General features: G+C 63.3%; 11 protein-coding genes. 2 read left to right on the top strand and 9 right to left on the bottom strand.

Features of this window, described 5'->3' with window-relative positions; translation table 11 throughout:
* The 3 genes from VMW12_12990 to VMW12_13000 all read right to left on the bottom strand — a co-directional run.
* The coding region (locus VMW12_12990) for a cache domain-containing protein (GenBank protein ID HUZ50635.1) at window positions 1-1,019 on the bottom strand (1,019 nt) is incomplete at its 3' end.
* Complete coding sequence (locus VMW12_12995) at window positions 1,016-2,701, bottom strand: methyl-accepting chemotaxis protein (GenBank protein HUZ50636.1); 1,686 nt, start codon at window positions 2,699-2,701, stop codon at window positions 1,016-1,018. The genes VMW12_12990 and VMW12_12995, both read right to left, overlap by 4 nt.
* 173 nt (window positions 2,702-2,874) lie before the next feature.
* Window positions 2,875-3,420: an archaemetzincin family Zn-dependent metalloprotease gene (locus tag VMW12_13000; GenBank protein HUZ50637.1), complete on the bottom strand. Its 546-nt coding sequence runs from the start codon at window positions 3,418-3,420 to the stop codon at window positions 2,875-2,877.
* 62 nt (window positions 3,421-3,482) lie between these two features.
* Here VMW12_13000 and acpS point away from each other — a divergent pair, with 62 nt between their 5' ends.
* Both acpS and VMW12_13010 read left to right on the top strand, forming a co-directional pair.
* A complete protein-coding gene (gene acpS, locus VMW12_13005; GenBank protein HUZ50638.1) occupies window positions 3,483-3,845 on the top strand; it encodes a holo-ACP synthase in 363 nt (120 codons plus the stop codon).
* Window positions 3,842-5,371, top strand: coding sequence for an NAD(P)H-hydrate dehydratase (locus VMW12_13010; GenBank protein ID HUZ50639.1), 1,530 nt, complete (start codon window positions 3,842-3,844; stop codon window positions 5,369-5,371). The genes acpS and VMW12_13010 overlap by 4 nt, the downstream gene beginning before the upstream one ends.
* An 8-nt stretch (window positions 5,372-5,379) precedes the next feature.
* On the opposite strand, the gene ligA is transcribed toward VMW12_13010, so the two are convergent.
* The 6 genes from ligA to VMW12_13040 form a co-directional block, all read right to left on the bottom strand.
* The gene (ligA, locus tag VMW12_13015) at window positions 5,380-7,377 is read right to left on the bottom strand and encodes an NAD-dependent DNA ligase LigA (protein HUZ50640.1); all 1,998 of its coding nucleotides are present in this window, start codon (window positions 7,375-7,377) and stop codon (window positions 5,380-5,382) included.
* Complete coding sequence (locus tag VMW12_13020) at window positions 7,378-7,734, bottom strand: VOC family protein (protein HUZ50641.1); 357 nt, start codon at window positions 7,732-7,734, stop codon at window positions 7,378-7,380.
* A gap of 9 nt (window positions 7,735-7,743) precedes the next feature.
* A complete protein-coding gene (uvrA, locus tag VMW12_13025) occupies window positions 7,744-10,719 on the bottom strand; it encodes an excinuclease ABC subunit UvrA (protein ID HUZ50642.1) in 2,976 nt (991 codons plus the stop codon).
* A 54-nt stretch (window positions 10,720-10,773) separates the two neighbouring features.
* Entirely contained in the window at window positions 10,774-11,505 is a 732-nt protein-coding gene (locus tag VMW12_13030; protein ID HUZ50643.1) for a hypothetical protein, read from the bottom strand.
* A gap of 21 nt (window positions 11,506-11,526) precedes the next feature.
* Window positions 11,527-12,255 (bottom strand): HAD-IA family hydrolase, encoded by a 729-nt coding sequence (locus VMW12_13035; GenBank protein ID HUZ50644.1) that lies wholly within the window; start codon window positions 12,253-12,255, stop codon window positions 11,527-11,529.
* Window positions 12,256-12,260: 5 nt separating this feature from the next.
* Window positions 12,261-14,199 (bottom strand): glycoside hydrolase family 38 C-terminal domain-containing protein (locus tag VMW12_13040; protein HUZ50645.1); only part of this gene is annotated, 1,939 nt, incomplete at its 5' end.

A 14,199-nucleotide genomic window follows, 5' to 3' on the forward strand; every position in this document is an offset into this window, starting at 1 on the left:
ACCTGCTGGCTGCGCTTTGCCAGCGTGTTCGAGAGCGCTTGGACGATCGGAATAGCGAGCGCGAGCGCGATGAGCATCGCCAGCAATCCCCACAGCACGAGCGTCTGCGTCGTGTGGTTGATGATGCCGGTGATCTGCGTCATCGGGATGCCGTACCACCGCGCGCCGATGGTTTGATTCTGATCGTTTTGAATCGGATCGACGTGGACCAGGTACTCGGTGCCGCCTTCGGTATCGGATCCGGTATAAGGCTGGCCCGTTTTTAGAACCGAGTCCGCAACCGGAACCTGCACGTCAACGGTGCGCGTACCGTCCGGTTGCGCGATCGTGCTCGCAGCGATCGCATCGCCGTCCAACAAGGCCGCCGATCCGCCGAGCGCGCGCGTTGCCTGATCGACCAAATCGTAGTAGTGATTGAGCAGGATACCACCGTAAATCGCACCGATGGTCCGCTCGTTTTGGTCGCTGATGGGCGCCGCGGCCACGAGCGCGAGGCCTTGGTTGGCCTGCGCGACGGTCTTGCCGTCGGGCCCCTTGATATCGGCTTGCGCCTGGAGCGCCAAACCCTCGCCGGTGAGAACCGCCGGCCCGAGCAGCGTCGCGGTGCTCACCGTTTCGCCGGTGAGCGCACGCTGAATCAATGTATTCTGCGCGAGCGTTCCCGGCTGCGGCCCGTTCGCGCGAGCGATCACTTTGCCGTTGTCGTCCACGATCGTTAAGAACGAAAGCCCCGACGTGCGCGCGATATTTGCTAATTGATCCTGCATCGCGCCCACGTTCTTCGCTTGAAGAATCTTGCGCAAGCTATCGGAGACCGCATCCTGCGAAACCAGCAGCTTGATCTGGTCCTTGCGCGAGTCCCAATATCCGCCAAAGGCGCCCGCGCCGTTGGTCACTTCGGTCTTCCCAAGATCCAGTAAATCCCGCTGAAGCACCAAGCGTGCCGCGATGACGCTGATCAAAAAAAACAGCACGATCGCTCCGATGATCGTGCCCAAGAGGCGGACGCGTAGGCTCATACGGTGGTACCTTCCTCTGAACGGGAATCGCTAATTTTGAATTGTCCCAGGCGCGTATCGATCTGCCCGGCGAGCTCGTTCATCTCTTCCACCGACGTGAGCATGCGTTGCGCGGCATCGGTGACTTCCTTGTTCACGTATGTGAGCACTTCGACGGACGAGGCGTTCTGCTGCGAAATCGACGAGATGTCGGAGAACGCTTTATTCACGTCGTCGGATTGACGCGTCATCTGTTGGGTTGCCTGAAGATTGAGGGAGACCGATTTCGTGATCTCCTCGATCGAACGGATGACCTGATAAGAGTTAGCGCTCATCGCGCGCGTCACGGCGCTGATTTCTCCAATTTGCTGGTTGGACGCGAGCACCGCCGAAACGATCTCTTGCAACGCGCCGGACGCCGAGTTGGTACTGCCGACGCTATCTTCCACGCGCGCGGTCAAGCGCGACATCGCCTCGACGACCTCGCCGATGACGCCCTGCGTCGAGGTGATGTGGCTGGCAATCTCCTTGGTGGCCGAAACGCTGCTATCCGCAAGCTTGCGAATCTCGCTCGCGACGACGGCGAAGCCGCGGCCGTGTTCGCCGGCGCGCGCGGCTTCGATCGCCGCATTGAGCGCCAGCAGGTTCGTCTGCTCCGCGATCCGATCGATCACCTTAACGATGTCGCCGATCTGCTCGGAATTGCTGCCGAGCTGTTCGATGTCGTTGCCGAGATCGTCGATCGTGGTGCGAATCGTGTGCATGCCGTCTACGATCGTGCCGATCGCCGTATCGCCGCGCGCGGCAATGCGAGAGGTTTCGGTCGAAATCGACGAAAGCGAATCGACCTGCGCGGTCACTTCTTCGATCGAACTGGCCATATTGGAGACGGCCAGCGCCGTTTCGTCGAGGCTGCGCGTCTGCTCCTCGGCCGAAGCCGCGATGGTGGCGATCGCTTCGGTCAGCGCGAGGACGCGAATCGTGGCTTCTTCGACGATCCGCGACTGCTCCTGAATGCCTTCGTCGAGCTGGCCCTGCGCGACCGAAGCGCCCTCGATCACCGCCAGCGCGGTTGAAGCGGTCGAACGGAGGTCCTCACCCGCGACGCCCAAATTGTCGGCGTTCTTGTGCAGTTGCCGGAGAAAATCGCGCATCCCGAAGATCAATTTGTTCAGGGCGATGGCCAAGTCTTGAAGGGCCGCATCGCTTACCGCGATGTTTTTCGTGAAATCGCCTTGCGAGACGTCGCGGACGCCCGAAGCCAGCGACGCGAGGCTCGCGTGCATCGTCGCGCTCGCGTCGGCGCCGCGCGGGAGCGCGACCCGGCCGAATCCCGTAAATGCGCGCTGGGCGGCCTCGGGTTCCGCCCGCGTCTCGCCATCCGAGGACTCGCCCAAGAAGAGCGCGCTCACGATCGCCCCGCTCGCCGCGAGCAGTATCGCGCTCGAGAGCGCCTCGTGGCTGTGATGCGCTCGCCGAACCGTAAAATCGATGGCTCCGACCACGAGCGCCAGCACCGCACCGAGCGGGAAGCCCACCAGCGCCGCGGCCACCGCAACGACCGCCAGCAGCAGAATCTCTATCGAGACCGGCGTACCGTACCATGCCAGGCCGAAGCACACGGCAGCAGCCATCGCAGCAATGAAGATGCGGGCCGGGGCCGAAAGCCGCGTCCGCAACCCCGCGAAGAAGGCGTAGATCACAGTACTCCCTTTATCACGACGAACAAGAGCCGCACCACCCCAAAGCCCAAGAGAAGCGGTTACCGAAGCCCCTCTGCGAGACTTCAACGCGCGCTCTCCCTATATCCGTTGTAACGGCCGTTAGGGGTCCCCGGTTTAGCTGGGAGCCGTTATCTGCGCCCGAGGGAGTGCCGCTACGAGCGCTCGTTCCGGGCGCGGCTCATGCGCTTATCGCACGTTTCGCAAAAATACGGCATTTTGTTATCGGTCTCGAAGATCGAGTTGGAGTAGTACATCGCGCAGCGGGCATTGAAGCAATGCTTCAAGCCGAACGCATGCCCTAGTTCGTGCACGCACTCTTTGAGCGCCCGCTGAAAGAGCATGTTCTCGTCGGGTTCCTCGCCGTAGAACTCCGAGCGGAGCCGATGGAGCGAAACGACCGCGACGCCTTGCGCCTCGTCGGCATCGCCGAAAATAAAACGATGCGACGTCTTGTAGACATCGAAATCGGTGATGGCGAGCAGCACGCCGGCTTCTTCTGGATGGGCGCGACGTACCTTCGAGACGATGGTGGAGAGAAAGAGTTGCCGGCGGGTTGCGTTCAGCGCGCTTCGCGGAACCACCAGCGTGCGCTCCACGCGTGCGGACGCGAGAAAGCGCTCCTCCAAGCAGAGTGCGAGACGGTCGAGAAAACCGCCATCCATTGCGTTGATCGGAACGATGCGAACCCTCGACTCCATCTCTAGCCCTGCTTCGCCCCGCCAGGCCGGAAAACTTGTTAACCGCTACGAAAGCCGGAAACATGATCGTCGGCATCGGGATCGACCTGGCGGAAGTCGAGCGTTACCGGTTCGACGAGCGCGCACTTGCATGGTTCGCACGCAAAGTTTATACGGATGAAGAAATGGCCTACGCGCGCAGCAAACGGAACTGGCCCGAACGGCTGGCGGGCTTCTTTGCGGCAAAAGAGGCGACGCGGAAAGCCTTCGGCCACGCGATCCCGTGGCGGTGGGTCGGGGTCGGCCACGAATCGAGCGGCAAGCCGATCATTCATCTCTTCGGTAAGGCCGAACGCTTGCTCGTCCAACGCGACGTCGCCTCGATTCACCTGACGATCACGCACACGGAAGCGACGGCGGCAGCCGTCGTCATCCTCGAACGATGACGTACGTCCTCGATTCCGCCGGTATGCGCGCCGCCGATACGCAGGCGTGCGCGACGATGGGCGCAGACGCACTCATGAAGGCCGCCGGCATCCGGATTGCGGCCTTTGTTCGCGCGCGCCGGCCCGAGGGCGGACGTATCGTTGCATTCGCGGGGCCCGGCAACAACGGCGGCGACGGCTTTGCCGCGCTTGCCGAGTTGGACGCCCGTTACCAGCGCATCGTCTATGCTGCGGCGAGCCCGCAGCCGTCGCCCGCCCGGATCGCCGCGCAAGAACGCGCGCGCGATGCAGGCGTCGCGACGCAGCCGTTTCCACAAACGCCCGCCGAAGCGCTCGCTGCCGTAGACGGAGCGGCGCTCGCGATCGACGCGCTCTTCGGCACCGGGGCGCGCTTGCCGATCGATGCAAGCTACGCAGCGGCGCTCGACGTGCTCGATGCGCGCGAGCGAACGGTGCTCGCCATCGATATTCCCAGCGGCATCGATGCCGACACCGGCGCGGTCGCCGAACGCGCGGTGCGCGCCTCGTTTACGATCGCGCTCGCAGCGGCGAAGCCGGGATTGCTGGTCGAAGCCGGGCGCGAACGCGTGGGCGAACTCTACGTCGCCGATATCGGTATCGCGCCGAGTATCCTCGCTAGCTACGCGCATGCGTACGCGGCGTTGGACGATCGCGCGTTCCTCGCGCTGCTTCCAAAGCGCTCCGCATGCGGCGACAAGCGCGCCGCCGGAGCACCGCTCGTCATCGCCGGTTCCGAACAGTTTCCGGGCGCCGCCGCGCTCGCATCGCGGGCGGCCGGGCGCGCCGGTTCGGGCTACGTTACGCTGGCGACGGCGGCCGCGGCGGCGCCGGTGGTTCGCACCCATCTTCTCGAGACGGTCGTCGTCGGCATCTCCGGCGACGACGGCCCCAAGCAAGTCGTCGAAGACCTGCTCGACATAGCGAAGCGAAGCAGCGCGATCGCGATCGGGCCGGGCCTAGCATTAAACGAACGCGCGGGTGAAATCGTGTGCGGCATCATCGAACGCGCGACGCTACCGATCGTCGCCGACGCGAGCGCGCTCTTTCATCTCGCGAAGCATCTGGATATCGCACGGGGAAAGCGCATCGTCGTTACGCCACACGAGGGCGAATTCGCGCGTTTGTCCGGCCTGGGTACCATCGCTCCGGGGCAGCGCGTCGCGCGCCTGCGCGAGTTCGTCGATCGCACGGGTATCACGACCCTCCTCAAAGGTCGCGATACGCTGATCTACGACGGTACCACCATGCACGTCAACGTTACGGGTACGAATGCGCTCGCCACCGCCGGGAGCGGCGACGTGCTCACCGGCATCATCGCGAGCCTGCTCTCGCAGGGCCTCTCGCCGCTCGATGCCGCGCGCTGCGGCGCATACTGGCATGGGCTCGCGGGCCAAGTCTGCGAACGGCGTCGCCCGGTCGGAACGCTAGCCGGCGACCTTCCCGAAGCGCTCGCCGATGCGCTCCCGAACGAGCTCGAGCCCAACGGCCTGACGCGGCTTTTCTAGCGCCGCGGCTATGGCCGGGACGCGAGCATCGCGCGCAGCGCTTCTTCATCGAGAATCGGAATGCCGAGTTGCTCGGCTTTGGTAAGCTTGCTGCCCGCGGCTTCGCCCGCTACGACGTAGTGCGTTTTTTTGCTCACCGAACCGGTCACTTTGCCGCCGAGCGCTTCGATCGCCTCGGTTGCCTCTTCTCGCGTCATCGTCGGCAGCGTCCCCGTCAGGACGAACGTCTTTCCCGCAAGGGCCCCGTCGTTCGCGCGCCGGCCGACGGGGCCGTGCATCACGATGCCGGCCTCGCGCAAACGCTCGACCATCGCGCGATTCGGCGCCTGCGCGAAGAACAGCACCACGCTGCCCGCAACCTCCGGGCCGATCCCCTCGCAGCGTTGTAGCGCCTCGGTCGAAGACTGCGCGATCGCATCGATGGAACCGAAGTCCAACGCGAGGATCGCCGCGGTTTGCTCGCCGACAAAACGGATGCCCAGGCCCACCAGTAGCCGGGTGAGGCCGCGCTGCTTAGAATCTTCGATCGCGCGCATGAGGTTTTGCACGCTCTTGGGCCCCAACCGCGGGACGCGTTCGAGCGCTTGGGCGCTCAAATGGTAAATATCGCTGACGTCGTGCACGAGCCCGAGCTCGGTCAATTGCTCCGCCAGCACCTCGCCCAGGCCTTCGATATCCATGGCTCCGCGCGACGCGAAATGCAGCACCCGTTCGAAAACCTGTGCGGGGCACGTTGCGTTCGTGCAGCGCGACATCGCTTCGCCCTCCGGGTGATCGATCGCGAACCCGCACACGGGGCAACGATCGGGCATCGCGAAAACGCGCTCCGCGCCCGTGCGCAGCGCGACGATCGGGCGCACGACGCGCGGAATCACGTCGCCGGCACGCGTCACCACGACCGTGTCGCCGATGCGAATGTCGTTGCTCGCGATGTACTGCGCGTTGTGAAGCGTCGCGCTCCTCACCACCACCCCGCCGATTCGCACGGGCTCGAGCACGGCGTTCGGGTTGAGGGTACCGGTGCGGCCGACGCTGATCGTGATATCGAGCAATTTCGTCTGCGCTTCACGCGGTTTGAACTTGAACGCCACCGCCCATCGCGGATCGCGCGCGACGCTTCCCAGCGCATCCTGCGTCGCGAGATCGTCAACCTTGACCACCACGCCGTCGATTTCGTAGTCGAGCGTATCGCGTTCGAGTTCCCATCGCTCGCAGATCGCGATCACCTCCGCAATCGTCGCAGCGCGTTCGACGTACGGATTGATGGCAAAGCCCAATTCGTGCAGGCGGTGCAGCGCGTCCCACTGGCCGCTCGGAGCGTCTTTGACATCGCGCCAGATCGCTTGGTAGGCAAAAAACGAGAGGCGGCGTGCCGCCGTGAATCGCGAGTCGAGTTGCCGCACGCCGCCCGCGGCGGCGTTGCGAGGATTGGCAAACTGTTCGAGGCCGTCGCGTTCGCGCGCTTGATTGAGCCGAATGAAATCGGCCTTTCGCAAAAACACTTCCCCGCGTACTTCGAGTGCGGTCAACGGCTCGTGCAATCGCAGGGGGATCGTTTTGATCGTGCGCAGGTTGGGTGTGACGTCTTCACCGACGCGGCCGTCTCCGCGGGTGCCGCCGCGAACGAAGAGACCGTCGCGATAGTCGAGCGCGATCGCGAGGCCGTCGATTTTCAATTCGCAGATATATTCGACCGGTCGGCCTGCGAGCTTTACGACGCGTTCGTCGAACGCGCGCAGTTCGTCTGCGCTGAAGGCGTTCGCTAAACTCAGCATTGCCGCGGAATGTTGATACGGCGCGAACCGTTCGGAAGGCGGCGCCCCGATCCGTTGCGTCGGCGAATCCGCCGTGCGCAACGATGGTTCGGTGGATTCGAGAGCGATCAGTTCTCTGAGGAACTCGTCGTACTCGGCGTCGGTTAACGTCGGGCTGTCGAGCGTGTAGTAGCGATAGTTGGCTTCGTCAAGAAGGGCGCGCAACTGCTGCGCGCGAGCCCGCGCGCTCATCTATCCGCGCTTCGGCGAGCCGACCTGAATCGGATAGCCATCCGGATCCGAAATCACCGCGACGCGGCCGAACGACTCGTCGTAGGGGTCCTGGAAGATCGGGACGCCGAGTACCGCACAATCGGCCACGAATCGATCGACGTTTTTAACCGTAAAGCCCAGCTGCAACGACCCCGGGCGGACCGCCAACAACTCCGATTTCGGGTGCAGGCCGAGCGAGGAGCCCTTGGCGAGTTCGAATTCGATCCAATGCGGGCGTTTGTCGGTTAGCACGCGTAAACCCAACACGTCGCGATAGAAATCGCAGGAACGGGTGAGGTCCGAACAGACCAACATTGCAATCGAGAAAGTTGCCATCAGCGCCAACTACGCTTCGACGGCAACGCGTTCACCCTTCGCGAGATCGTCAAGAACCGCAAAGTTCTCGCTTTCGAGGCGCGCCATCTCCGTTACGTCGGGGGCATTATGGCCCAGCGAACGCCCGTCCACGAGCACGGGCTTGATGTATGCCCCGGTATACGAGGCTTGATTTTTGGCCAATTCCTCGGGCGTTCCGGTGCCGACGATCGTACCGCCTTTATCGCCGCCTTCGGGCCCCATGTCGATCAAATAATCGGCCGTCTTGATGACGTCCAGATTATGCTCGATCACGAGTACGCTGTTTCCGGTCTGCACCAGCTTTTGGAGCACGTCGAGCAGCTTGTGGATATCGGCGAAGTGCAAACCCGTCGTCGGCTCGTCGAGCACGTAGAACGTCCGGCCGGTCGAACGGCGCGAGAGCTCGGTCGCCAGCTTGACGCGCTGCGCTTCGCCACCGGAAAGGGTCGTGGCCGGCTGCCCCATCTTGATGTAGCCCAGCCCGACTTCGCAAATCGTCCGCAGTTTATTGTGAATGCGCGGAATCGCCGAGAAGAACGCGTTGGCTTCGTCTACGCGCATCTCGAGAATGTCGGAGATCGTCTTGCCCTTGTACTTTACTTCGAGCGTCTGCGCGTTGTAACGCCTGCCTTTGCAGACTTCGCACGGAACGTAGACGTCGGGGAGAAAGTGCATCTCGATTTTGATGATGCCGTCGCCCTCGCACGCTTCGCAGCGCCCGCCCTTGACGTTAAACGAGAAGCGTCCGGGCGCGTAACCACGCATCTTCGATTCGGGCACGAGCGAAAAAAGTTCGCGGATGTGGTCGAACGTGCCGGTGTAGGTGGCCGGATTGCTCCGCGGCGTGCGGCCGATCGGAGACTGATCGATGACCACCATTTTATCGAGTTGGTCGGCCCCTTTTACCGTGCCGTAGGTTCCACCGGCGGGTTGCCCGTGCAGATGTTGATTGAGCGCCCTCACCAACACCTGATTGACCAACGTGGATTTACCGCTGCCGCTCACCCCGGTTACCGCGGTGAAGACGCCGATCGGAAATTTCACGTCGATGCCGGAGAGATTGTTGACCGTGGCCTTGCGCACTTCAAGCCACCCGCGAGCCTTACGGCGCGTCTTTGGAATCGGAATGAACTTACGCCCCGAAAGATATGCGCCCGTCTCCGAGAGGGGATGTTTTAACACCTCGTCGAGCGTGCCGACGGTGAGAATCTCCCCGCCTTCGGCTCCCGCTCCCGGGCCGATATCGACGACGACGTCGGCCGTGCGCATCGTATCCTCATCGTGCTCGATGACGATCAGCGTGTTGCCCAGGTCGCGTAGCGTTTTCAGCGTTGCCAGCAGACGATCGTTGTCGCGCTGATGCAATCCGATCGACGGTTCGTCCAGAATATAGAGCACGCCGACGAGCGCGCTGCCGATCTGCGTGGCTAGCCGAATGCGCTGCGACTCGCCCCCCGAAAGCGTCGTCGCGGAACGCGCGAGCGTTAGGTAATTCAATCCCACGTTAGCGAGAAAGCCGATGCGCGCGCGAATTTCCTTGACGATCTGATGCGCGATCTTCTCCTGCCGTTCGGTCAGACGCAGTTCGCGAAAGAACGCCTCGCCGTTCTCGATCGACATGCGCGTCACCGCGTCGATGTTCATGCCGCCGATCGTTACCGCGAGCGCCTCGGGCTTGAGCCGCGCGCCTTTGCAGGTAGGGCAGGTCGAGGCCGACATATATTTCTCGATGTCTTCCTTGACGTAGTCGCTGGAAGTCTCGGCATAGCGGCGCTGCAGGTTGTTGACGACGCCCTCGAACGTCGAGCGATACTCCCACGATTTGCCGGCCTTCGAAGTGTATTCGAACGCCTGCTCGCGATCGGTGCCGTAGAGAATCACGTCGAGCACCTCATCCGAAAGGTCCTCGATCGGGGTGGTCATACGCGCTTTGTATTTTCGCAGCACGCGTTCGAGCTGCTGCAGGTAGTAGGGATTCATCGAAGGGAAGCGCCCGCTCCCCAAACTCTTACTCCACGGGACGATCGCACCGTTCGCGATCGATTTGCTCCGATCGGGAATCACCTTCCACGGATCGATCTCGATCTTCTCGCCTAATCCGCTGCAGGACGGGCACGCGCCGTACGGCGAGTTGAACGAAAACAGCCGCGGCGCCAGCTCTTCGAACGAGAGGCCGCAATAGACGCACGCGAACGATTCGCTGAAGGTCAGTTCGCGGGGTTCGCTTTTTTTGCCGGGCTCCTCGACGAGGACCGTGACGATGCCGGTGGACAGACGCAGCGTGGTTTCGACCGAATCCGTCAGGCGCTTGCGCACGTCCGGCTTCATGACCAAACGATCGACTACGACCTCGATCGTGTGCTTGCGCTTCTTGTCGAGAACGATTTTGTCGCGAAGCTCTTTGGTTTCGCCGTCGACGCGTACGCGGGCGAAACCCTCTTTCGCGACCTCCTCGAAAAGTTTCGCGTATTCGCCCTTGCGTCCGCGCACGAGCGGAGCTAAGACCTGGATGCGAGCGCCTTCCGGCAGGTCCAGGATTGCGTCGACGATCTGCTCGCTCGATTGCGAACTGATCTCGCGCCCGCAACTATAGCAATGCGGCGTACCGATGCGCGCGAAGAGCAGGCGCAGATAGTCGTAGACTTCGGTGACGGTGCCGACGGTCGAACGCGGGTTGCGCGACGTCGACTTCTGGTCGATCGAGATGGCCGGAGAGAGGCCTTCGATATAATCGACGTCCGGCTTCTCCATCTGCCCCAAGAACTGCCGCGCGTACGAAGACAGCGATTCGACGTAGCGCCGCTGCCCTTCGGCATAGATCGTATCGAACGCCAGCGACGATTTTCCGGACCCGGAGAGGCCGGTGACGACGATGAGTTGGTTGCGCGGTAGGGTGAGATCGATATTCTTGAGGTTGTGCTCGCGCGCGCCCTTAATAACGATCGAGTCGAGACCTTTTGGCATGGAACTTCCTAAGACCCGGTCCGCGCCGGGTAAGATGCGCGTGCGCCGAACATCCTAGGCGTCGGGCGTGGCGCGAAGCTTGAGGTATTCGCCCACGATCACCAGCGCCGCATAGGCGACGATCGCTTGCTGCAATACGGCCGCCGCGATCGAACCGAGCAGGGGATTCGCCTGGCCGATCAAGTCCCCAATCCGTGCCCCGAGCCACGAGATGGCGAAGATCAGGGCGACGACGGCCAAGGTCGGGAGAAAATTCGCCAGTGCCATGCGGCACGACTCCGCGAGCCCGGCAATCGCTTCGTTGCGCCCGATGATGACCGAAGCCATCGTATAGACGAAAAAGATCACGTATGCGACGAGCGAGAGGTAGAACGTCGGCACGATGAGCGCGGTCGCGCAGAAACCGATGACGAACAGGACGAGCAGCGCGATGAACGTTTGAATGCTGCGGTGGCTAAAGGCCGCCCAGCCATCGCGAAAACTCGCCTTGCCATGCTCCCACGAACCGCCCGCCATCCCGGTGACGAATGCGAGTTGCAGGATCGCGATGAGAATGCCCATCACCAGCGTCAAGATCGCGCTGATCAACGACGGGATCGCCGCCGCATCGGCGCTGCCGTCGCCGCTGACCGCATACGAACCGACGAATAGCGCGACGATAGCGTAACTCAGAGCGGCACCGACGATCGCAAGCACGAGTCCGGGAATGATAATGAACCAATTGCGAACGAGCAATTGCAATGCCCGTCCGAAGGTGCTTTCGAGGTCGCGGGCACTCTGCGTCATGGTACGCGGTCGCTTCTTGCTCTAGCGCGAGGCCGCCTCTAGCAGCGGGCCAACTTCGGAGATGTTCCGGCAAACGGCGTTCGGCGGTCGAACGCCCGGCGGCAGGGTCTCGTCGCGAACGTTCAGCCAAACGGTGTAGAGGCCGGCCGCGAGCGCGCCGACGATATCGCGATCGTACCGGTCGCCGACCATCGCCGCGTGATGTGGCGGCCCTCCCAACGTCGTGCAGGCGTGGGTGAAGAGCAACGGGTCCGGCTTGAGCATACCAACTTCGTCCGCGATAAAGACCGCATCGAACGCTTGGCCGAGTTGCAAAAGCTCGATCTTCTCGCGATGCGTCTCCGAAAAGCCGTTCGTCACCAAACCCAACTTCTTGCCGCTCGCACGAAGGCCGTGCAGCAGATCGAGCGCGCCCGGGAAGAGCGTGAAATGCCGTTTTCGGCAGGCGTTGTAGCGTTCGGCGCTTCGCTCCGCTAGCTTGGTATCGCTCAAACCGACGTCCTTGAGTGCCGCATGCCACAACGCCTCGCGAACGGTACCCAGCCGATTCTCTAGATGCTCGGTCGAGAGCCTACTCCAAAAGCCATGTGCTTGCGAGACGTACGCATTTTTGAGCGCAAGCGCGTCGATGCCGTGCTCGGCGGCGATCTGCCCCGCCACCTCTTGAGCCGCATTCACGAACGCGCGCGTATCGTCGTGCAGCGTGTCGTCGAGGTCGAAGAGCACGATCGAGATCGTCCGCGAATCCATGGGTCTTAGAATACCACGCGAAGGCTCAGCAAGCCGAAGGCTGCGATCGAGCCGACCAGCGTCTCATGATCGATCGTTACGCTCCCCGATGCGTCGCGTTCGAGGCCGTCGACGATGCCGGCGGAGCGCATCCGGGCCCCGCACCGCAAGCGCAGAGGCCGCGGCGATCCGTCGCACTCGCGCACGCGTACGATGATTCCTCGCCCATCCTGGGCCGGCTTGCAAGCTACCACCAAGCTCGCCGGATCATCGCTGGTAAAAAGACGCACGCGAGGCTCGGCGGCAAAACGCTCCCATACGGCTTCGCACGCGCTCGTCGAGGCATCCTGGAGCGGCGCGTATGCCCATTCGAAGCGCTGCTCCCCGCGATCGGCGCTAGGATCGGGCCAGCGCGTCGCGCGCAACAGCGAGTGCCCGATGCGAACGCCGCCCCGCGGGAGCGTTTGCGCGTCCCAGCCGTAGGTGTCGAGCGCCAGCACGGCTACGCCCGACCCATCGTCGTTGCGTAGAGCGGCGAAGCGTTGGCCCGGAACTTCGTATCGCGCGCGTTCGGCCGGAGTCCGGCGCGCGAGCCCGCGCCGAATCGTCCCGTGCGGGCTCCCGTACGTTACGCCGTCCGCCCGCGCCGCGAACCAGTTTTCGCAGCGGAGCAGCGCGTGGCTTTCCCGCCAGTCGATCGCGAGCGATACGCGCAGGAAGGCTTCGTCGGGACGCAATGCGATACGCATCGTCGCGGGCGAGCGGCCGACCATAAACGGTATCTCGAGCCCGCCGTCGCATACTGCGGCGGCCTGCGGCTTGGCCGCTCGAACGCGTTTGCGATAATTCGCATCGATGTTCCAGGCGTCCCATTTCTTCGGACGATCGCGATACAGCGCCAAGACGTTCGCCTGCGAGATCGCGTTGCTCCCGGCCGCGCCGGCAAGTTCGCGCAGCGCGCCTTGCTTCGTTACGAGCGCCCGGAGCGACGCATTTTCGAACGCATATCCGTCGCCGCGCTCGGCCGGCTCGCACCACCCGCGCTTCTCGCGGCGCTCGGCGGCGCGCGGAAGCCACGCGGTCGCAAGGTCGTCCGCATCGCGCAGAATCGCTCGCGCACGCTCGTACTCGGCACGCGCGTCGACGTACACCGCTTCGATCGACGTTCCGGGCAGAACGTCGTGAAACTGATTGCGAAGCACGATTTCCCACACCGCATCGATGGCCTCGCACAAGCGCCGCACGAGGTGCGACGGCGCGTGAATCGCAACGCACCACGCGGCGCGCTCCTCGCTGTAGTTCAACGCGCGTTCGAGCTGGGCGTTCGCACTCTTCATATCGTGATGCGTGGTCTGAACGCCGCGGTGGTACTCGAGGTAAAGCTCGTCCGCGTGTACCGGCAACACGGCTCGCCGTGCCTCCAAGCGTTCGAACCAACGTGCCGACACCTCCCACGTGCCCAAGCCGGCGAGCTGCTCCACTTGCGCTGCGGTCGGGCCGCCTCCGCCGTCGCCGTATCCGACGACCAGCGGCTCGTTGCGTGCGTTTGCCGCCGCAACGCGCGCGTCGTCGATACCCCCTTCGTACGACGCGATCAGCGCGCCGGCAACCTCGCTCCCGTCCGGACCGCGCCAAAGAAACTGCGGGTGCGCGAAGACCGTCGTATCGTTCCACATCAACTTCGTAGTGGCGAAACGGGCGATGCCGCAGTGCCGCAACAACGTCGGCAACGTATTGGGGAAGCCGAAGGTATCCGGCAACCACGCGATACTGGGGACCACGCCCAGCTCCTCGCGACAGAACCGTTCGGCGTGGAGCATCTGCCGAATCAGCGATTCTCCGGACGGAACGTTGCAGTCGGGCTCGACCCATAGCGCGGCAACGTCGGCATCCCACCGGCGCAGCTCGATCGCGCGTCGTACCGCGGCGAAAACCTGGGGCTCGGCGTCGCGCACGAACGCATAG

Source organism: Candidatus Dormiibacterota bacterium (assembly GCA_035532835.1).
Taxonomy (GTDB): domain Bacteria; phylum Vulcanimicrobiota; class Vulcanimicrobiia; order Vulcanimicrobiales; family Vulcanimicrobiaceae; genus DAHUXY01.

Coding starts and splice junctions, on each gene's coding strand:
- VMW12_13000 (HUZ50637.1), bottom strand. CDS start 3,420: ATGGAGTCGAGGGTTCGCATCGTTCCGATCAACGCAATGGATGGCGGT.
- acpS (HUZ50638.1), top strand. CDS start 3,483: ATGATCGTCGGCATCGGGATCGACCTGGCGGAAGTCGAGCGTTACCGG.
- VMW12_13010 (HUZ50639.1), top strand. CDS start 3,842: ATGACGTACGTCCTCGATTCCGCCGGTATGCGCGCCGCCGATACGCAG.
- ligA (HUZ50640.1), bottom strand. CDS start 7,377: ATGAGCGCGCGGGCTCGCGCGCAGCAGTTGCGCGCCCTTCTTGACGAA.
- VMW12_13020 (HUZ50641.1), bottom strand. CDS start 7,734: ATGGCAACTTTCTCGATTGCAATGTTGGTCTGTTCGGACCTCACCCGT.
- uvrA (HUZ50642.1), bottom strand. CDS start 10,719: ATGCCAAAAGGTCTCGACTCGATCGTTATTAAGGGCGCGCGCGAGCAC.
- VMW12_13030 (HUZ50643.1), bottom strand. CDS start 11,505: ATGACGCAGAGTGCCCGCGACCTCGAAAGCACCTTCGGACGGGCATTG.
- VMW12_13035 (HUZ50644.1), bottom strand. CDS start 12,255: ATGGATTCGCGGACGATCTCGATCGTGCTCTTCGACCTCGACGACACG.